The following is a 17,336-nucleotide window of genomic DNA, read 5'->3' on the forward strand; positions in this document are numbered from 1 at the left end:
GGTGTCGTCTCGCACGAGGATGGGGCCTGCCATGGCCCGAAGGATAGCCAGCCTGCCCGTTGCCCGGCGGCCCGTTCGTCGCCTCGCGGGGGCTTTCCTCGGCCTGTCGATGGCCATGTCGCAACCGGCCCTTGCGGCAGAGTTGGCGCCGCCACCCGTGACGGCCGATCCCTTGCACCGATGCACGCTCGAACTCGCCGGTCCGATCGTCGCGGGCGACGCCGAGCGGCTGGCCGACAGGCTGGAATTCGGCGGCATCCTGTGTCTGCGCGGCCCCGGCGGATCATATCCGGAGGGGGTGAAGCTCGCATTGATGCTGCACGAAAAGGGGATCGCAACGGAGGTCCGCGCGGAACAGTCCTGCCTCTCGGCCTGCGCCATCGCCTTCATGGGCGGCAGCACCGTGACCGAGACCGATCTCGGCGCCTTCCCGCATCGCTACCTGCACAAGGATGCGACACTCGGCTTCCACGCGCCTTATCTCGAAATCGGGGAGGGAGATTTCGACCGCGAATCGGTTCTCTCGGCCTATCAGGCGGCGATCCAGGCGATCGGCCTCCTGATCGCCAATCGCGAGACCCTCAACCTGCCGACCCAGCTGATCGAGGCCCTGCTCGAGAAAGGCTCCGACGACTTCGAATTCGTCGACACGGTCGACGAGGCGGGGCTCTACAAGATCGGCCTGTTCGGTTACGGGGACCTGTCCTACGGGCGGGCGCTCGGCGCCGCCTGCTGGAACGCCAATGCCTGGAAGAACCGCAACGAGTTCGGGCAGATCGGCGATCCGCCGAGCGACGAGTTCATCTACGAAAACACCTACCGCCCGGAATCCACCGCGGAGGCCGGCGACGTGAACGTCGAAGTCGGGGCGCTCGACAGCTATTGGTGCAAGGTAAAGCTTGCCACCAGGACGAGTTATCCAGACTTCTATGCCGACTATACGCGGGGCTTCGGCGGGCTGGTGACGCAGGTGACCTTCTACGATCACGGCAATGACGATGGCGATGGCGACCAAGGCCTTCGGCCGAGCAGCCGGATCCTCGAATTTCCGGCCTGGACCATGCTGCCCGGGCTGACCACGATCTCCGATCTGCCGGCGGGCCGTTTCCACGACTTCAGCTTTCTCTTCTTGTGACGAGCGATGCACACCCGTGACGACCATGCGAGAGCGGACCCATGACGACACACCTCTTCGAGGCGGCCAAGCAGGCGATGGCCAAGGCCCACGCCCCCTATTCGCGCTTTCCCGTCGGCGCGGCGATTCTCGCCGAGGACGGCAGCGTCCATTCCGGCTGCAATATCGAGATCGTCAGCTTTCCCGAGGGCTGGTGCGCCGAAACCAGCGCCATCGCCCGGATGGTCATGGCCGGCGGCAGCCGGAAGATCGCCGAGGTCGCGGTGGTCGCCGAGAAGCTCGTCGCCTGCAGTCCTTGCGGCGGCTGCCGACAGCGGCTTGCCGAGTTTTCCGCGCCCTCGACCAGGGTCCACCTTTGCGACGTGACGACCGGCGTCGTCGAGACCGTCACCATGGGCGAACTCCTGCCGCACTCCTTCGCGACGGATTCGCTCGAAGTCCCAGCCGATCAGGGCAGCGCGTGAGCGCGGCGGCCGATTTCCTGAAGGGCCGGCTCGCCGGCGCCCGGCCGATCGTCGCCATGGTGCTCGGCTCCGGCCTCGGCGATCTCGCCGAATGGGTGGAGATCGCGGCCCGCATCCCCTTTGCCGAGATCCCCGGCTTTCCCCAAAGCTCCGTCAGCGGCCATGCCGGCGAGATCCTCCTCGGACGGCTCGCCGGCCGCGAGGTGCTGATCGTGTCCGGCCGCGTCCATTATTACGAGCGCGGCGACGCGGCGGCGATGCGCCCGGTGATCGAAGCCATTGCCGGCCTCGGCATCGGCAGGCTGCTTCTGACCAATTCGGCCGGTTCCGTGCGCCAGGACATTCCGCCGGGTTCGGTGATGATCATCGAGGACCACATCGCGTTCTCGGGGATGAACCCCTTGATCGGTGAAGCCTCCGACGCCCGCTTCGTCGGCATGACGAGCGCCTATGATCCCGACCTTCGCGCCGGCCTCGCGGCGGCCGCCGAGACCCTCGGCGAACCGGTGTTCGGCGGCGTCTACATGTGGTTTTCCGGCCCCTCCTTCGAGACGCCGGCCGAGATCCGTATGGCTCGCCTCCTCGGCGCCGACGCCGTCGGCATGTCGACCGTGCCGGAGACGATCCTCGCGCGCTTCTTCGGCCTGAAGGTGGTCGCCGCGTCGGTGATCACCAATTTCGGGGCGGGCATGACCGGCGCCGAGCTTTCCCATGCGGAGACGAAAGAGATGGCGCCGCGGGGCGGAGCGCGGCTGTCGCGCATCGTCGAGACGATGTTGCAGGAGGGCGCGTTCGATGACTGACGGGACACAATCCAGACGAGCCGAGGCGCTGATCGCCCGGCTGGACCTCACCAACCTCAACGACGACTGCAGCGAGGCCGACGTCGCCGCGCTCTGCGGCAGGGCGGAGACGCCCGTCGGCCCGATCGCGGCGATCTGCATCTGGCCGGCCTTCGTCGGGTTTGCCCGGCGCGAGCTTTCGGCCCGCATCAAGGTCGCGACGGTGGTCAACTTCCCGCTCGGCGCCGACGACATCGATGCGACGCTCGCCGAGACTCACAAGGCCATCGCCGACGGAGCCGACGAGATCGACCTCGTCGTCGCCTATGACCGCGTCGCCGAGGATCCGGGCTTCGTCGAGGCGCAGGTGCGCACCATCCGGGCCAATTGCGGCCACGCGAAGCTGAAGACCATCCTTGAGACCGGCAGGCTCTACGACGAGTCGACGATCCGCGCCGCCTGCCATGCGGCGCTGGCGGGCGGCGCGGATTTCCTCAAGACCTCGACCGGCAAAGTGCAGGTGAACGCGACGCCCGCCTCGGCAACTATTCTTCTCGAAGAGATCGCCAAGGCCGGCGGCACCGTCGGCTTGAAGCCGGCCGGCGGAATCCGGACCTTCGAGGACGCCGACGGATACCTGCGCCTCGCCGAAACGATCTGCGGCCTCGACTATCCGACGCCGGAGCGGTTCCGGCTGGGCGTCTCCGGAGTGCTGGCCGATCTCCTGGCAGTCGCGACGGGGACGGAGCGGCCAGGCGGCAAGGCGGGCTACTAGGACATGGCTGCGCGCCCACACCGGAGGTCGTCGTTCCCCTGATGCTCCCCCAGGAAATCATCGCCAGGAAGCGCGACGGAAATTCCCTCTCTGCGGACGAGATCAGAACCTTCGTCGCCGGCATTTCCGACGGCAGCCTCTCCGATGCCCAGATCGCCGCCTTCGCCATGGCGGTGATCTTTCGCGGGCTCACGCGCTGCGAAACCGTCGCGCTCACCGAGGCGATGCGCGACTCGGGCGAGGTCATGGTCTGGCCGGGCCTCGACCGGCCCGTCGTCGACAAGCATTCGACGGGGGGCATCGGCGACAACGTCTCGCTCATGCTGGCGCCGATCCTGGCGGCTTGCGGCGCCGCGGTGCCGATGATCTCCGGCCGCGGCCTCGGCCACACCGGCGGCACGCTCGACAAGCTGGAGGCGATCCCCGGCTACACCATCGTTCCCGATAGCGAGACGTTCCGGCGGACCGTCACCGAGGTCGGCTGCGCCATCGTCGGCCAGACGGCGCGGCTCGCGCCGGCCGACGGGCGCTTCTACCGGGTGCGGGACGTCACGGCGACGGTGGAATCGGTGCCGCTGATCGTCGCCTCGATCCTTTCGAAGAAGCTCGCCGAAGGGCTTTCCGCCCTCGTCCTCGACGTCAAGACCGGCTCCGGCGCCTTCATGGCGGAGGAGGCTGCGGCGCGCGATCTCGCCGAAACCCTCGTCGCCGTGGCGAACGGCGCCGGCCTGAAGACCGCCGCGCTGATCACCCGCATGGACCAGGCACTGGCATCAACTGCCGGCAACGCCGTCGAGGTCGCGAACGCCGTGGATTTCCTCATAGGCAAACACCGGGACCGTCGGCTGGAGACGGTGACGCTGGCGCTCGCGGCCGAAATGCTGACCCTATCGGGCCTCGCGCCGAATGTCGAAGCCGGGCTCGCCATCGCGCGCCGGGCGCTCGATTCCGGCGCCGCCGCCGAGCGCTTCGGCCGGATGGTGTCGCGCCTCGGCGGGCCGGCGGATTTCGTCGGACGGACGGCGGCATACCTGCCGCAGGCGCCGCTGGTGCGCCCCGTCCCCGCCGCCGAGGCCGCCATCGTCACGACCGTCGACGCCAGGGCGCTCGGCCTAGCGGTCGTCGAACTCGGCGGCGGACGCCGTCTGCCGGAGGAAGCGATCGACCATGCCGTCGGGCTGACGGCACTCGCCGAGATTGGACAGGCCATTGCGAGGGACGAGCCGCTCGCGCTCATCCACGCCCGCGACGAGGCAGGCTTTCAGCGCGCCGCCGCGCGAGTGCGAGCGGCGTATGGGCTGGGCGAGACTGCGGTGGAGACGGGCGAGCCGGTGCTGGGACGGATCGGGTGAAGCAGGTCCGCGCCCCGTGCACCGCCTGACGCGCCCTCATCCTGAGGCGCTTCTTTGGGTTGCCCCCCATCGCCCTATGGCAGCCGGCCGATCCGCTCCGTCAACAGGGCAAAGAACCGGTCGGAATCTCCCGAGCGCACCCAGAAGGCGTTCTTCGCGCGGCCGGTGACGCCCCAATAGTCGACGACGGTCATGCCGCGAGTGAGCGGGCTGCCGGTCTCGATCTCGACGTTCACGTCCCGGCCCTCGAACATGTCGGGGTCGAGCACATAGGCGGTGACTGAGGGGTCGTGCAGCGGCGCGCCCTCCCAATCGTACTTCTCGACGTCGAAGCGCTCGGAAAAGGTCAGCATCGCCGCCACCGCCTTGCCCGCTGCGTTGCCGAGATCGCGGAAGGCGGCGATCCGCTCCTTGGTCGAGCGCATCTTGTGGGTGACGTCGAGCGACAGGACGGTGATGGGAACGCCGGAGCGGAACACCATCGCGGCGGCCTCCGGATCGACATAGACGTTGAATTCCGCCGCTGGCGTGATGTTGCCGCCCTCGAAGCAGCCGCCGCCCATCATCACCAGGCCCTGAAGCCGCGAAACGATGTCCGGCGCCTTGGCGAAGGCGAGCGCGACGTTGGTCAGTGGCCCGAGGGTGAGCAGCGTCACCGTGCCGGCTTCGCGCGAGCGCACCGTCTCGATGATGAAGTCGGCGCCGTGGGCGGCGCCCGCCTTCGTCGCCGGCTCGGGAAGATCCGGCCCGTCGAGGCCGGTTTCGCCATGCACGTGTTCGGCGGTGACGAGGGCGCGGCCGAGCGGCCGGTCGCAGCCGGCGTGAACCGGGACGTCGGTCCGGCCGGCGAGTTCTACGAGCTTCAGGGCGTTCTTCGTCGTGAGGTCGAGCGGGATGTTGCCGGCAACGGTCGAGATGCCGAGCACCTCGAGTTCGGGCGAGGCGAGCGCGGCGAGGATCGCCACCGCGTCGTCCTGGCCGGGATCGGTGTCGAAGATGACGGCGCGGGTTCCCATGGTCTCGGTCTCCTGTCCCATCGAAATCGGGCGGCCTCGGCGACCATTGCGGCTCGCCGCGAACGGGCTCCGCCGACGGGCCGCCTTGCGGCCCTGCCTATGGCAAGTTTTCGGGAGTTTGGATAGCGCGGCAGCACCAGGCGAACGGTCCGCGGCGCGGCCCGACCGGGCAGAGCCTGACGACAATCGCGCATCGACGGTTTCAAATTCCGCCCGTCGCTGTAGGTTCGCCTTGGGGCGGAGTGGGATTGCGCGACATGAAACTCGAGGAATGGCACCTGAACGACTGCGACGGCGTCGAGGAGCGGCAGCTCTCGGCCGAGTACCTGCCGGTGTTCGAAGCCCATCGGCAGAACGACGAGCCCGACCGCATCGAACGCTTGCGCCGAAGCTACGCCCTGGCCCAGATGTTGTTCCTGCTGGTCGAGGGCCGGCGCCTGCCGCCGCGTGTCGTCGTGGCGATGCACGACCACAAGGGTCAGCTGGCCGTCACCTTCGTCGATCGGGAGTGGCTTGACTTCCTCGAGGCCTTCTTCAAGCTCGCCTGGCGGGCCGAAGGCGAGCCGTCCGAAAACCTTGTTTCGACCGTCATGCAATAGGCCGGCGGCGGCGCGGCGAGCCGCTCCACCGGCCGGTAATAATGTCAGTCAGAGTGACGATTTTGTCCGGAATGGCTCGAATTCGAACGAATATCTTGAGCTTTCCTTCGGCATTCCCGGGCGACGATCCGCCGCACCCCGACCTTTTGAACGCCGCGTCCGGCAGCGACTGACGAGATCATGCAAGAAGATACGACGTACTCGATCAAAGACATGGAACGCGAGTTCGGCCTGACGTTGCGGACGCTCCGCTACTATGAGGAGCGGGGCCTCGTCCGTCCGGTCCGGCGCGGAGCGCTGCGGGTCTATTCCGCCAAGGACCGGGAGCGGCTGAAGCTGATCACCCGGTTCAAGGCGCTCGGCTTCGCGTTGGTCGAGGTGAAGGAGATCGTCGAACTTCTGGAAGCCCCGCGCGGCCGGCGCAAGAATCTGCATGGCCTGCGCTCGCGCCTGTCGGAGCAGCGCGAGCTCCTGCGCGAGCAATGCCGCGAGCTCGAAAAGGTCCTCGAGCTGATGGAAGAGACCCTCACGGAGGTCAATGGCGAGATCACCGCGCAGGACGACGGCAACCTGCATGGCGGCTGACGAGCCGGTGTCCGCCCGGTCGGTCGGCCTCGACCGACCGCGATCCGCGAGGGTCGGGCCGCCTCAATGCGCCATGAAGACCGGAATTTCGGCCTTCGCCAGGATCTGGCTGGTCGCCCCGCCGAAGATCATCTGGCGTAGCCGGCTCTGGGTGTAGGCACCTTTCAAGAGAAGATCGGCGCCGAGAGCGGCGGCTTCCTTCAGGATCGTCTCGCCCGAGCGGATGCCACCCCCCGCGATCGTCCTGAGCTCGACCGGAACGCCGCTCGCCGCCAGACGCCGCCGGATCATCGCGCCGGACGGCTGATCGTTCAGGCCACCGTCGTCGGCAAGTACGACCACCCGTTTGGCCGCGCGCAGGAACGGCCGCGCGAAGGCGATGGTGCGGGCCGTCTCGCTGGAGCCGTTCCAGGCGACGGCGATGGTCTCGCCGAAGGTCTTTTCCACCCGGCGCGGCGGCGCGATCAGGATCGGCCCGCCGCTCTCGAACAATGCCGATTCGAGGGTGGTGATCGAGGCGCCGTCCGGCCGTGGACGACAGACGACCGTGAGATCGAAAGCCCGGCCGTAGGCGCCGAGAAAGGCGTCGCCCGCCATGGTCTTGTCGTTCCAGGACCAGGCGGGGCCGGAAACGGCGCCCATGCCGGCTACGCCCGTCGTCATCATGCCGGACGGGGCCCCCTCCCGCGCGTCGTCGCCGGCCGATTCGTCCGGTAGCGGCTCGAGCGGCACCTCCTCCTCCGACATGATACGGGCGGCGAGGCGCTTCGCCTCCTCGCGGGTGCGGCGATGGTCGAGATCGGCGCCGCTCATGATGGCGACGCCGGCGGGATCCCAGGTGAGGTTGACGAGCGGCGGCATCTGCAGGGCGAAGCATTCGATGCGCCCGGCGAACCGCCGCGCGACCCCCGCTGCCATGCGCAGGGCATGCTCGCTGTCGTCGTGGCCTTCCGCCGGCACCAGAATCACTTTCATCTGCCCTCGCCTCTTCCGCCCGGAGGATCGTTCGCGGATCATGCCGCAGCGCACAGCATGATCCGAAAGACCGCCGCCTTGCAACTGCGCCAGGATTGACGGGCCCCGGGGGAGGCGATCGCCGGCTGGAAGCCTCGCCGGACGCCGCGACGATTTCGGTCGGTCCGCGAACGACTTGCCGGTTTGCCCTTGGCCCGGCCTGCGGCTAATGTCCTCTCCACCAGCACCTTGGGAGGGGTCGGCCGGCATGAGCCACCACGAGACCAGCCAGAAGAACCCCGGCGCCAACCTCGCCATCGACGGCGAACAGGCCGAGCTGCACGATCCCCTCGCCTCCAGCTTTCCGATGTCGCCGGAAGGCCGCCTGCTGTTCCTGATCGCCATCGCCTTCTCGACCTTCCAGCTGCTCACCGCCGCGCATCTGTGGGATCTGCCGAGCCAGATCGTGCGCGCCGTCCATGTCGGCTTCCTGTGCCTTCTCGGCCTGCCGCTGGTGGCCGCCGTGCGCAACGAGCCGAAGGCGCTGCGGGCGGTCTTCTGGGCTCTCGGCCTCCTCGGCATGGCCGTCGCCGCCTATCAGTGGTGGGAATACAAGGCGCTGATCTTCCGCGCCGGATCGCCGCTGGTCACCGACACCGTCGTCGGGGTTGCCGCCCTCGCCGTCCTCTTCGTCGCCACCTGGCGGATCATGGGCCCGGCATTGCCGATCATCGCCGGGCTGTTCCTCGGCTATTGCCTGTTCGGCGAATATCTCCCCTCGCCCTTCGTCACGCGGGGCTACGACTTCTCTCAGGTGATCGACCACATGGCCTTCGGCACCGAGGGCATCTACGGCATCCCGACCTACGTCTCGTCCAGCTACATCTTCCTGTTCATCCTGTTCGGCTCGTTCCTCGAACGGGCGGGGATGATCAAGCTGTTCACCGACGTCGCCCTCGGCCTCGTCGGCGGGGCGAAGGGCGGTGCGGCGAAGGTGGCGGTGTTCTCCTCCGGCCTGATGGGGACGATCTCGGGCTCCGGCGTCGCCAACGTCGTCACCACCGGCCAGTTCACGATCCCGCTCATGAAGCGCTTCGGATATCGGCCGGAATTTGCCGGCGGCGTCGAGGCGACGGCCTCGATGGGCGGGCAGATCATGCCGCCGGTGATGGGCGCCGTCGCCTTCATCATGGCAGAGACCCTCGACGTCGCCTATGCCGAGGTGGTGAAGGCGGCGCTGATCCCGGCGGTGCTGTATTTCGCCTCGGTGTTCTGGATGGTCCATCTGGAGGCCGGCAAGCGCAACCTGCTCGGCCTGTCCAAGGGGGAACTCCCCTCGGCCTGGGGCGCGCTGAAGACCGGCTGGTATCTGATCCTGCCGCTCGCCGTCCTCGTCTGGCTGCTCTTCGCCGGCTACACGCCGCTCTATGCCGGCACCATCGGCCTCGCGCTGACGGCCCTTCTCATCCTCGGCGCGCCGCTCGCCATGCGCATGCCGGGGCTCGCCATCCGCGTCGTCTTCTGGATCGCCATCGGCGTTTCGGCCGCTGCCTTCTTCGAATACGGCATCCTGCCGATCGTCGTCGCGCTTGCCGTCCTCGTCGCCGCCTGCGCCGTCTTCAAGGGCGGCCGCGAGACGCTGATCGCGGTGCGCGACGCGCTGGCCGACGGCGCCAAGACCGCGCTTCCGGTCGGCATCGCCTGCGCCATCGTCGGCATCATCGTCGGCACGATGACGCTGACCGGCGTCGCCAACACCTTCGGCCAGTTCATCGTCTCGGTCGGCGACACGTCGCTGTTCCTGTCGCTGGTCCTGACGATGATCACCTGCATCATCCTCGGCATGGGCATCCCGACGATACCGAACTACATCATCACCTCCTCGATCGCCGGCCCGGCGCTGCTGGCGCTCGGCGTGCCGCTGATCGTCAGCCACATGTTCGTCTTCTATTTCGGCATCCTCGCCGACCTGACGCCACCCGTCGCGCTCGCCTGTTTCGCGGCGGCGCCGATCGCCAAGGCGCCGGGACTGAGGATCTCCTTCGAGGCGATCAAGGTCGCGCTCGCCGGCTTCGTCATCCCCTTCATGGCGGTCTATACCCCGGCCCTGATGCTGCAGGACGGGGGACCGCTGGCGGCCGAGATCGGCTACCCGCTCGCGGTCGTCTACATCGTCTTCAAGGCCTGCCTCGCCATCGGGCTGTGGGGCGCGGCGGCGATCGGTTATCTCGCCGCACCGATGCCGTGGTGGCAGCGCATCCTCGCCGCTGCCGCCTCCTTCACCCTCATCGCCGCCCTGCCGCTGACAGACGAGATCGGCTTCGCGCTCGCCGCCGCGGTGATCGGCCTGCATTTCTACCTCCGCGGCCGGCCCGATGAGGTCGCGGCTCCGAAGGGGCCGAAGCCGGCCGAAGTGCAGGCGGGCCGGCGCCCCGGACGCTCGCCGGCCGAATGATCTGCATCCTCTCCGCCGGCAAGACGATGGCGATCGCCGCCAGCGCCTTCACCCTGTCCTGGACCCATTCGGTGGAAAAGACCCGCTGGGAAGAGCATTGGACCGCCGGGCCGGACGGGCTGACAGTCACGCAAGGGCGGATCGAAGGCTCGGGCGCCGGCATGGAGCCGCCGGACGACGCCCGGCTGGAAGGCGGCGCCTATGTCTACGAGCTCAAACGCGTGCCGGTGCCCGAACTCGCCCTCGCCGCATCGGGCGCGACGGGCGGCGGCTGGCGGCTCTGCGCGAAAGGGTCGCCCTGCCTCGAACTCGGCCGCGACCCCGGCCCGCCCGTCGTCATCCGCTGGTGCCCGGCGCCGGAACCGGCAACGGCCGCGCCGGAACGCGGCCGAAGATAAGCCGGGCAACGAGCCAAGGGTGGACTTGCCCGTCCGAGATCCTTAGCGTTTCAGCCGCGTTGATGTCGGACATTGTTGGAGTTGGCGCCATCCGTGAAGCATGATGCCGGCCCGCCCTGCGAAACCGGTCTGATCATGTCTTGAGACGACAGCTTGGATCAGGATGCGGCGCCACCGCAACCAGGGTCTCGCGTCGCGGCTGATCCGCGACGTGTTCGTATGGGGCGCAGATGCGGCACATCTCCTATACCAGCATGGCAGACGGACTGACGGCGGAAGAATTCGCCGACATCCTCGCCCATGCCCGAAAGAAGAATCTCGAATCGCAAATCAGCGGCGCCATCGCCTTCGACGGACGGATGATCACCCAGATTCTCGAGGGTCCCCGCCACAAGGTCGACGAACTCTTCCTGAAGATCCGCTCCGACCCGCGCCATTCCGGCGTCGTCCTGCAGTCGCGAGCGGACATCAAGGCATCGCAGTTCGACGGGTTCGGGTTGACGCCCATGACCCCCTCCGATCTCTACATGATCGCCCTGGCGATCGAGGAGAAATACGGCACCGGCGACAGTTCCGCCGAGCCCCTCGTCATGCGCCTCGGATAGCGCAGGAGCACTCGGCGGCGGCGCTCGTGAGCCGAAAGCTCGCGAACAACGCGTGAAGCATCGGCCGGCCGGTCGCCAGGAGATCGAAGCCCTCGTCGGTCTTCAGCCAGTGCGCGAACAGCCCGTGGACCGCAGCGCAATAGGCGCTGGAGGCGGTGTCGACCGTCCAGGCCTCCGACAATCCGCCCTCCGCCGCCGCCTTGGCGAAGATCCGCTCGATGCGGACGCAGAAGTCGTCCTCGTTGGCGCGCATGTGGGCCAGCGCCTCCTGCATCTCGCCGATATATTCGCAGCGGAACAACAGGATGGTGTAGACCTTCTTGCCACGCTCGTCGGTCGGCGCGAAGCGAAGCACCTCCAGGGTGGCGTCGAACAGCGCCGAGAGGACGTCGGCGGCGGCCAGCAGCGTGTCGGCGTTGAAGAACCGCTCCTTCGGCAGATGGGCGCGATTCTGCATGGCCTTGAAAAGATCGAGCTTGTTGGCGAAATGCCAGTAGATCGCGCCGCGGGTCAGGCCGGCTTCGGCGGCGATCTGCGACAAGCTGGTGGTGGCGACGCCCTGACGGAAGAACACCGCTTCCGCCGCGTCGAGGATCGCCTCCCGCGTCCTGTCCGCGCATTCCTTCGTCTTGCGCAACCGATGCCTCCTTGCCTCCATACATACATGCATGTATTTTAGTTGCATTGCAACATGGCCGACGCTCTGGTTCGGCCGCGGAAAGGCTTTTCCATGCAATTGCTTAGCTTGTGCAGGGCGGTCTTCGTCGTGACCGCGCTCCTGTCTTCGTCCCTTCATGCCGCAGCGCAGGCACCGAACATGCCGCCGCCGCAGGTCACCGTCGTGACGCTCGAGGCGAAGGACGTTCCGGTCGTCTACGAATATCCCGGTCGCATCGTCGCATCGCGCGAGGTGGAGGTTCGAGCACGGGTCGGCGGCATCCTGCTCGGCCGCGAATTCGAAGAGGGCGCGAGGGTCGAGAAGGGCGATCTGTTGTTCCGGATCGATCCGGCCACCTATCAGGCACAGGTCGCCCTCGCCAAAGCACAGGTCGCCCAGGCCGAGGCGCAGCTCTCCCAGGCGCGGCGCAGCGAAGAGCGGGCCTTGGCACTGACCAAGCGCGGCGCCTCGAGCCAGTCGACACTCGACGACGCGGTCTCGGCGCGCGAACTTGCCGAGGCGCAGGTCGAGGCGGCCGAGGCGCAGCTGCGCACCGCGCAGCTCTCGCTCGACTACGCGACGGTCACGGCGCCCGTCGGCGGCATCACCAGACTGGAGCAGGTTCCGGAGGGCTCGCTGCTTTCGACCGGCGATCTTCTCACCAAGATCAGCCAGATCGATCCTGTCTACGCCAACTTCTCGGCCGCAGACACGGAAGCCGCGACGATCCGCGAAATGGTCGCGAGAAGCACGCTCGAAGGGGTGGATGAGGTCTCCGAACTGACGGTGGAAATCGTCTTCGGCGACGGCGCGAACTATGGCGAGACCGGCCGGATCGACTTCACCTCGACGTCGATCGACACCGAGACGGGCACCATCCTGTCGCGCGCGGTGATGCCCAATCCGAACGGCAAGCTCCTGCCCGGTCAGTTCGTCCGGCTCAAGCTCAACGGCCTCGTCGCCCGCGATGCGATCCTCATTCCCGCCGAAGCGCTGATGCAGGGTCCGCAGGGCGTCTTCGTCTATACCGTCGACGACAAGAACGTCGCCGCCGTCGCCCCGATCGAGATCGACCGGCAGATCGCCGACGGCTATCTCGTCAAATCGGGCCTGAAGGCCGGCGACAAGTTGATCACCAAGGGTGTCGTCAAGGTACGTCCCGGTGCACCGGTGGAGCCGGTCGCGACCGATGGCGGCGAAGACGCGGCGACCACCAAGGAGACGGCGCAGCGATGAATTCCCGCTTCTTCGTCGACCGGCCGATCTTCGCCGTCGTCATCTCGGTCATCATCACGCTCGGCGGCATCCTCGCGATGAACGCGATGCCGATCGAGCAATATCCACAGCTCGTGCCGCCCCAGGTGGTGGTCACAGCCAGCTATCCCGGCGCCAGCGCCGAAACCCTCGCCCAGACCGTGTCAGCGCCGATCGAGCAGCAGATCAACGGCGTCGAGGACATGATCTACATGCAGTCGACGAATTCATCCACGGGAACGGCGTCGATCGCGGTGACCTTCGCCTCCGGCACCGATCCGGACCAGGCGACGATCAACGTCAACAACCGCGTCCAGCAGGCGACCGCCTCCCTGCCGGAGGAGGTGCAGCGACTGGGCGTCACGGTCGCCAAGCGCTCGTCGCAGATCCTCGCCGTCATCACCATGGCGTCGCAGGACCCCCGTTACGATTCGACCTATGTGTCGAACTACGCTCTCCTCTACGTTCTCGACGAATTGAAGCGCATCCCCGGCATCGGCGAGGCGCAGCTCTTCGGCGCCCGCAACTATTCGATGCGCATCTGGCTGCAGCCGGACCGGCTCGCCCAATACGGGCTGACGCCGACCGATGTCGCGACGGCGATCCGCGATCAGAATTCCCAGTTCGCGGCCGGCCAGTTCGGCGCACCGCCGTCGGGCGGCGACCTCGCCTTCACCTATTCGGTCACGACCGAGGGCCGGCTGCCGGACGTCGAATCCTTCGAGAAGATCATCCTCAAATCCGACGAGAACGGCTCGTCGCTGCTCCTGAAGGACGTTGCCCGCGTCGAACTCGGCGCCCAGGACTACGGCTTCAACGGCTCCTACAACGGCACGCCGGCCGTGCCGATCGGCATTTACCTGCAGCCGGGTGCCAACGCGCTGGCCACCATCGAGGCCGTCAACGTGCGGATGAGCGAGCTCGAGGCGGCCTTCCCACAGGGCATTTCCTGGGCGATCCCCTTCGACACCACCAAGTTCATCCAGGCCTCCATCACCGAGGTGATCCACACCTTCATCGAGGCGATGGTGCTGGTCTTCCTCGTCGTCTTCGTCTTCCTGCAGTCGTTCCGGGCGACGCTGATCCCGATGCTCGCCGTGCCGGTGTCGATCCTCGGCACCTTCGGCGCGCTGCTCGCCTTCGGCTTCTCAATCAACCTCCTGACGCTGTTCGGCCTGGTGCTGGCCATCGGTATCGTCGTCGACGATGCCATCGTGGTCCTCGAAAACGTCGAACGCATCATGGCGACGGAAGGGCTGCCGCCCAAGGAGGCCACGGCCAAGGCGATGAGCGAGGTGACCGGCCCGGTCATCGCCATCGTGCTGGTGCTGTGCGCCGTCTTCGTGCCGGTGGCGTTTCTCGGCGGTCTCGCCGGCACCATGTACCGGCAATTCGCCCTGACCATCGCCGTCTCCGTGACGATCTCGGGCATCGTCGCCCTGTCGCTGACGCCGGCGCTCTGCTCGGTGATCCTGCGGCCCTCGCACAGCCGGCCGATCGCGCCGTTCCGCTGGTTCAACGCCGGCTTTACCAAGCTCACCAACGCCTATGGGGCGGGCGTCGCCTTCATCATGCGCCGGGCGGTGCTGGCGCTCGTCGTGTTGGGGGCGCTGTCCTTCGGCATCTGGCACTTCATGCAGACGCTGCCCGGTTCGCTGGTCCCCGACGAGGACCAGGGCATCAACTTCGCCGTCGCCATCCTGCCGCCTGCCGCCTCGCTGCAGCGCACCACCAAGGTCATGGACCAGATGGTCGCCAACCTGCGCAAGCATCCGGCGGTCCAGGACGTCACCGCCTTCGCCGGCTTCGACCTTCTGGCCGGCGTCCAGAAGACCTCGGCCGGCGTCGCCTTCATCACACTGAAGGACTGGGCGCAGCGCGAGGACCCCACTCTCGACGCGCGCAATCTCGTCGGGCCGTTCATCGGCATGAATGCAGGCGTCCAGGACGGCATGATCCTCGCCTTCAACCCGCCGCCGATCCAGGGCCTGTCGACCACCGGCGGTTTCGAGCTGTTCGTCCAGGACCGCCGCGGCGGCGGCTCGGAAGCGCTACTTGAGGCGGCCAACGCCATGATCGCGGCAGCCGCCGAGCGGCCCGAACTCGCCGGCGTGCGCACCTCCTTCTCGGCCAACGTCCCGCAATACCGCATCGACGTCGACCGGCAGAAGGCAAAGTCGCTGAACGTTCCGATCTCGTCGATCTTCACCACCATGCAGGCGACCTTCGGCACGCTCTACGTCAACGACTTCACGCTGCTCGGCCGCAACTACCGGGTGACGCTGCAGTCGGAAGCCGACTTCCGCAAGACGCCGGAGGACCTGCGCTTCGTCTATGTCCAGGCGACGAACGGTTCGATGATCCCGCTCGACACGCTGCTCGACGTCAAGCGGGTCGTCGGGCCGGACCTCATCGAGCGCTTCAACGCCTTCAACGCCGCGAAGATTTCCGGTGGACCGGCGCCGGGCTATTCGTCGGGTCAGGCGCTCGCGGCGATGCAGGAGGTCGCGGCGAAGAACCTGCCGGAGGGCTACGAGATCGCCTGGACGGGCTCGGCCTATCAGGAGATCCAGGCCGGCGGCACCGGCGCGATCGCCATGGGCTTCGGCATCCTGATGGTCTTTTTGATCCTCGCCGCGCAATACGAGCGTTGGACCCTGCCGATCGCCGTTCTCCTCGCCGTGCCCTTCGCCGTTTTCGGGGCGCTGCTGGCGATCTGGTTGCGCGGCCTCGACAACGACGTCTATTTCCAGATCGGCCTGGTGACGCTGATCGGGCTGGCCGCGAAGAATGCCATCCTGATCGTCGAATTCGCCGTCCTGAAACGCGAGGAAGGCCTGTCCGCCTTCGACGCGGCGCTGGAAGGGGCAAAGCTGCGCTTTCGGCCGATCGTCATGACATCCCTCGCCTTCATCCTCGGCGTCGTGCCTCTGGCCATTTCGACCGGCGCTGGCTCCGCCTCGCGCCATTCGATCGGCACTGGCGTCATCGGTGGCATGCTGGCCGCGACCTTCGTCGCGATCTTCTTCATTCCGCTGTTCTACCGCCTGCTCGCCCGCGACCGGAAGAAGACCGACGGCAGCGAGGGCCGAACCAACCAGCTTCCGGCGCCGCAACCGGCAGAGTAACGCGTATCGTCGGCAGGCGCCGAGAAGATGGGCGGGCGCTCCCTGACCGGCGCCCGCCCTTTTTTTCGTTCGCCTCTCCGGCCAAGTTGCGAAAAACGGGTGGCCGAGCGCCGCATCCTCGTCCAATCCTTCGCCGCATCAGCAGCGGAAAGCGAACCATGATGGCGAACGAGGAACCCGGCCCGGCCAGGGCGGCAGCGACACCGGCGTCAACGGGCGATGCTGCACCCGCCGCAAAATCCATGAGCGGCGAGGACTGGTCGCTTCTGATTGCGCTTTCGATCATCTGGGGCGGGGCGTTCTTCTTCGTCGAGATCGCCGTCCGAGAGCTGCCGGTCTTCACCATCGTCGCTCTGCGCGTGGGGCTGGCGGCTCTGGCGCTTTTGGCCGTGATGCGGGTTCTCGGCATCGCCTTTCCGGCCCGCCCGACGGTTCTCCTCGCCTTTCTTGGCATGGGCGTCCTCAACAATGCCCTGCCTTTCTCGCTGTTCGTCTGGAGCCAGACTCACATCGCATCAGGCCTTGCAGCGATCCTCAACGCCACGACACCGCTGTTCGGCGTCATCGTCGCCAATGCGCTCACCAGCGACGAGAAGCTCACCGCCAACAAGCTGGCCGGCGTCGTCGCCGGCTTTCTCGGCGTCGTCGTCCTGATTGGCCCGGCGGCGATTCTCTCGCCGGGCTCCGATACGCTGGCCGAGATCGCCTGCCTCGGCGCGGCGCTCTGCTATGCCTTTGCCGGAGTGTTCGGACGGCGGTTCAAGCGCATGGGCATCTCGCCGCTGGCGACGGCGGCAGGCCAGGTCTCGGCCTCCTCGCTGATCCTCCTGCCGGCCGCCCTCCTCATCGACCGCCCCTGGACGCTCGCCATGCCCGGCGCGGCGACGATCGGCGCCGTTCTCGGCATCGCCCTCCTTTGCACGGCACTCGCCTACATCCTGTTCTTCCGCGTGCTTGCCTCGGCCGGAGCGACGAACATCATGCTCGTCACCTTCCTGATCCCGGTGAGCGCGATCCTGCTCGGCATCCTCTTCCTCGGTGAAGTGCTCCTGCCCCAGCATATCGCCGGCATGGTGCTGATCGGGCTCGGCCTCGCCGCGATCGACGGGCGGGCGTGGCGCACCATCGCAACGAAACGGGGCGCCCGAAGACGCCCCGCGTGAAGTCTGCTGCGAT

The 17,336-nt window shown here is 67.4% G+C and carries 16 protein-coding genes; 13 read left to right on the forward strand and 3 right to left on the reverse strand.

The features are described 5' to 3' along the window. Positions 1 to 31: 31 nt before the first annotated feature. Genes GTK09_RS09545 through deoA form a run of 5 tightly spaced genes read left to right on the forward strand, consistent with a single transcriptional unit; the run spans position 32 to position 4,508 of the window. Entirely contained in the window at positions 32 to 1,135 is a 1,104-nt protein-coding gene (locus GTK09_RS09545; protein ID WP_163462921.1) for a hypothetical protein, read from the forward strand. 41 nt (positions 1,136 to 1,176) lie between these two features. Further along, positions 1,177 to 1,599, forward strand: coding sequence for a cytidine deaminase (locus GTK09_RS09550; RefSeq protein WP_163462922.1), 423 nt, complete (start codon positions 1,177 to 1,179; stop codon positions 1,597 to 1,599). Beyond that, positions 1,596 to 2,402 (forward strand): purine-nucleoside phosphorylase, encoded by an 807-nt coding sequence (locus tag GTK09_RS09555; protein ID WP_163462923.1) that lies wholly within the window; start codon positions 1,596 to 1,598, stop codon positions 2,400 to 2,402. The genes GTK09_RS09550 and GTK09_RS09555 overlap by 4 nt, the downstream gene beginning before the upstream one ends. Beyond that, positions 2,395 to 3,156 carry a deoxyribose-phosphate aldolase gene (gene deoC / locus GTK09_RS09560; RefSeq protein ID WP_163462924.1) on the forward strand — a complete coding sequence of 254 codons (762 nt, stop codon included), beginning with the start codon at positions 2,395 to 2,397 and terminating at the stop codon, positions 3,154 to 3,156. The genes GTK09_RS09555 and deoC overlap by 8 nt, the downstream gene beginning before the upstream one ends. Positions 3,157 to 3,197: 41 nt before the next feature. After that, positions 3,198 to 4,508, forward strand: coding sequence for a thymidine phosphorylase (gene deoA / locus GTK09_RS09565; RefSeq protein ID WP_163462925.1), 1,311 nt, complete (start codon positions 3,198 to 3,200; stop codon positions 4,506 to 4,508). 74 nt (positions 4,509 to 4,582) lie between these two features. Here the strand turns inward: deoA and GTK09_RS09570 are convergent, their stop codons facing one another. Further along, on the reverse strand, positions 4,583 to 5,524 hold the full coding sequence (locus GTK09_RS09570) for a nucleoside hydrolase (protein ID WP_163462926.1): 942 nt from the start codon (positions 5,522 to 5,524) through the stop codon (positions 4,583 to 4,585). A gap of 257 nt (positions 5,525 to 5,781) precedes the next feature. Here GTK09_RS09570 and GTK09_RS09575 point away from each other — a divergent pair, with 257 nt between their 5' ends. Both GTK09_RS09575 and GTK09_RS09580 read left to right on the forward strand, forming a co-directional pair. Then, positions 5,782 to 6,123 carry a hypothetical protein gene (locus GTK09_RS09575; RefSeq protein ID WP_163462927.1) on the forward strand — a complete coding sequence of 114 codons (342 nt, stop codon included), beginning with the start codon at positions 5,782 to 5,784 and terminating at the stop codon, positions 6,121 to 6,123. 180 nt (positions 6,124 to 6,303) lie between these two features. Then, positions 6,304 to 6,708 (forward strand): MerR family transcriptional regulator, encoded by a 405-nt coding sequence (locus GTK09_RS09580; RefSeq protein ID WP_281353354.1) that lies wholly within the window; start codon positions 6,304 to 6,306, stop codon positions 6,706 to 6,708. A gap of 63 nt (positions 6,709 to 6,771) precedes the next feature. Here GTK09_RS09580 and GTK09_RS09585 read toward each other — a convergent pair whose 3' ends face one another. Next, positions 6,772 to 7,683, reverse strand: a complete 912-nt coding sequence (locus GTK09_RS09585; RefSeq protein ID WP_163462929.1) for a universal stress protein — start codon at positions 7,681 to 7,683, stop codon at positions 6,772 to 6,774. A gap of 247 nt (positions 7,684 to 7,930) precedes the next feature. Here GTK09_RS09585 and GTK09_RS09590 point away from each other — a divergent pair, with 247 nt between their 5' ends. The 3 genes from GTK09_RS09590 (at position 7,931) to GTK09_RS09600 (ending at position 11,120) form a co-directional block, all read left to right on the forward strand. Further along, positions 7,931 to 10,117: a TRAP transporter permease gene (locus GTK09_RS09590; RefSeq protein ID WP_163462930.1), complete on the forward strand. Its 2,187-nt coding sequence runs from the start codon at positions 7,931 to 7,933 to the stop codon at positions 10,115 to 10,117. Next, positions 10,114 to 10,515, forward strand: a complete 402-nt coding sequence (locus tag GTK09_RS09595) for a DUF1850 domain-containing protein (RefSeq protein ID WP_163462931.1) — start codon at positions 10,114 to 10,116, stop codon at positions 10,513 to 10,515. The genes GTK09_RS09590 and GTK09_RS09595 overlap by 4 nt, the downstream gene beginning before the upstream one ends. 230 nt (positions 10,516 to 10,745) lie before the next feature. After that, the gene (locus tag GTK09_RS09600) at positions 10,746 to 11,120 is read left to right on the forward strand and encodes a BLUF domain-containing protein (RefSeq protein ID WP_163462932.1); all 375 of its coding nucleotides are present in this window, start codon (positions 10,746 to 10,748) and stop codon (positions 11,118 to 11,120) included. Here the strand turns inward: GTK09_RS09600 and GTK09_RS09605 are convergent. After that, positions 11,104 to 11,757, reverse strand: a complete 654-nt coding sequence (locus GTK09_RS09605) for a TetR family transcriptional regulator (protein WP_203560956.1) — start codon at positions 11,755 to 11,757, stop codon at positions 11,104 to 11,106. The two genes, GTK09_RS09600 and GTK09_RS09605, sit on opposite strands and share 17 nt — an antisense overlap. Before the next feature lie 93 nt (positions 11,758 to 11,850). Between GTK09_RS09605 and GTK09_RS09610 the strand changes: the two genes are divergently transcribed. The 3 genes from GTK09_RS09610 (at position 11,851) to GTK09_RS09620 (ending at position 17,323) form a co-directional block, all read left to right on the forward strand. Then, positions 11,851 to 13,014: an efflux RND transporter periplasmic adaptor subunit gene (locus tag GTK09_RS09610; protein ID WP_163462934.1), complete on the forward strand. Its 1,164-nt coding sequence runs from the start codon at positions 11,851 to 11,853 to the stop codon at positions 13,012 to 13,014. After that, positions 13,011 to 16,160, forward strand: coding sequence for an efflux RND transporter permease subunit (locus GTK09_RS09615; RefSeq protein ID WP_163462935.1), 3,150 nt, complete (start codon positions 13,011 to 13,013; stop codon positions 16,158 to 16,160). Before GTK09_RS09610 ends, GTK09_RS09615 begins: the two co-directional genes overlap by 4 nt. A 242-nt stretch (positions 16,161 to 16,402) precedes the next feature. Then, complete coding sequence (locus tag GTK09_RS09620; RefSeq protein ID WP_163463042.1) at positions 16,403 to 17,323, forward strand: DMT family transporter; 921 nt, start codon at positions 16,403 to 16,405, stop codon at positions 17,321 to 17,323. Positions 17,324 to 17,336: the final 13 nt, after the last annotated feature.

It is taken from the genome of Jiella pacifica, from assembly GCF_010500815.1.
In the GTDB taxonomy this organism is placed as follows: domain Bacteria; phylum Pseudomonadota; class Alphaproteobacteria; order Rhizobiales; family Rhizobiaceae; genus Jiella; species Jiella pacifica.

Bases quoted from the DNA above. Each gene is read 5' to 3' on its own strand.
- GTK09_RS09545 (WP_163462921.1), top strand. From the start codon at position 32: ATGGCCCGAAGGATAGCCAGCCTGCCCGTTGCCCGGCGGCCCGTTCGT.
- GTK09_RS09620 (WP_163463042.1), top strand. From the start codon at position 16,403: ATGAGCGGCGAGGACTGGTCGCTTCTGATTGCGCTTTCGATCATCTGG.
- GTK09_RS09580 (WP_281353354.1), top strand. From the start codon at position 6,304: ATGCAAGAAGATACGACGTACTCGATCAAAGACATGGAACGCGAGTTC.
- GTK09_RS09575 (WP_163462927.1), top strand. From the start codon at position 5,782: ATGAAACTCGAGGAATGGCACCTGAACGACTGCGACGGCGTCGAGGAG.
- GTK09_RS09610 (WP_163462934.1), top strand. From the start codon at position 11,851: ATGCAATTGCTTAGCTTGTGCAGGGCGGTCTTCGTCGTGACCGCGCTC.
- GTK09_RS09550 (WP_163462922.1), top strand. From the start codon at position 1,177: ATGACGACACACCTCTTCGAGGCGGCCAAGCAGGCGATGGCCAAGGCC.
- GTK09_RS09595 (WP_163462931.1), top strand. From the start codon at position 10,114: ATGATCTGCATCCTCTCCGCCGGCAAGACGATGGCGATCGCCGCCAGC.
- GTK09_RS09590 (WP_163462930.1), top strand. From the start codon at position 7,931: ATGAGCCACCACGAGACCAGCCAGAAGAACCCCGGCGCCAACCTCGCC.
- GTK09_RS09570 (WP_163462926.1), bottom strand. From the start codon at position 5,524: ATGGGAACCCGCGCCGTCATCTTCGACACCGATCCCGGCCAGGACGAC.
- GTK09_RS09585 (WP_163462929.1), bottom strand. From the start codon at position 7,683: ATGAAAGTGATTCTGGTGCCGGCGGAAGGCCACGACGACAGCGAGCAT.
- GTK09_RS09615 (WP_163462935.1), top strand. From the start codon at position 13,011: ATGAATTCCCGCTTCTTCGTCGACCGGCCGATCTTCGCCGTCGTCATC.
- deoA (WP_163462925.1), top strand. From the start codon at position 3,198: ATGCTCCCCCAGGAAATCATCGCCAGGAAGCGCGACGGAAATTCCCTC.
- deoC (WP_163462924.1), top strand. From the start codon at position 2,395: ATGACTGACGGGACACAATCCAGACGAGCCGAGGCGCTGATCGCCCGG.
- GTK09_RS09600 (WP_163462932.1), top strand. From the start codon at position 10,746: ATGCGGCACATCTCCTATACCAGCATGGCAGACGGACTGACGGCGGAA.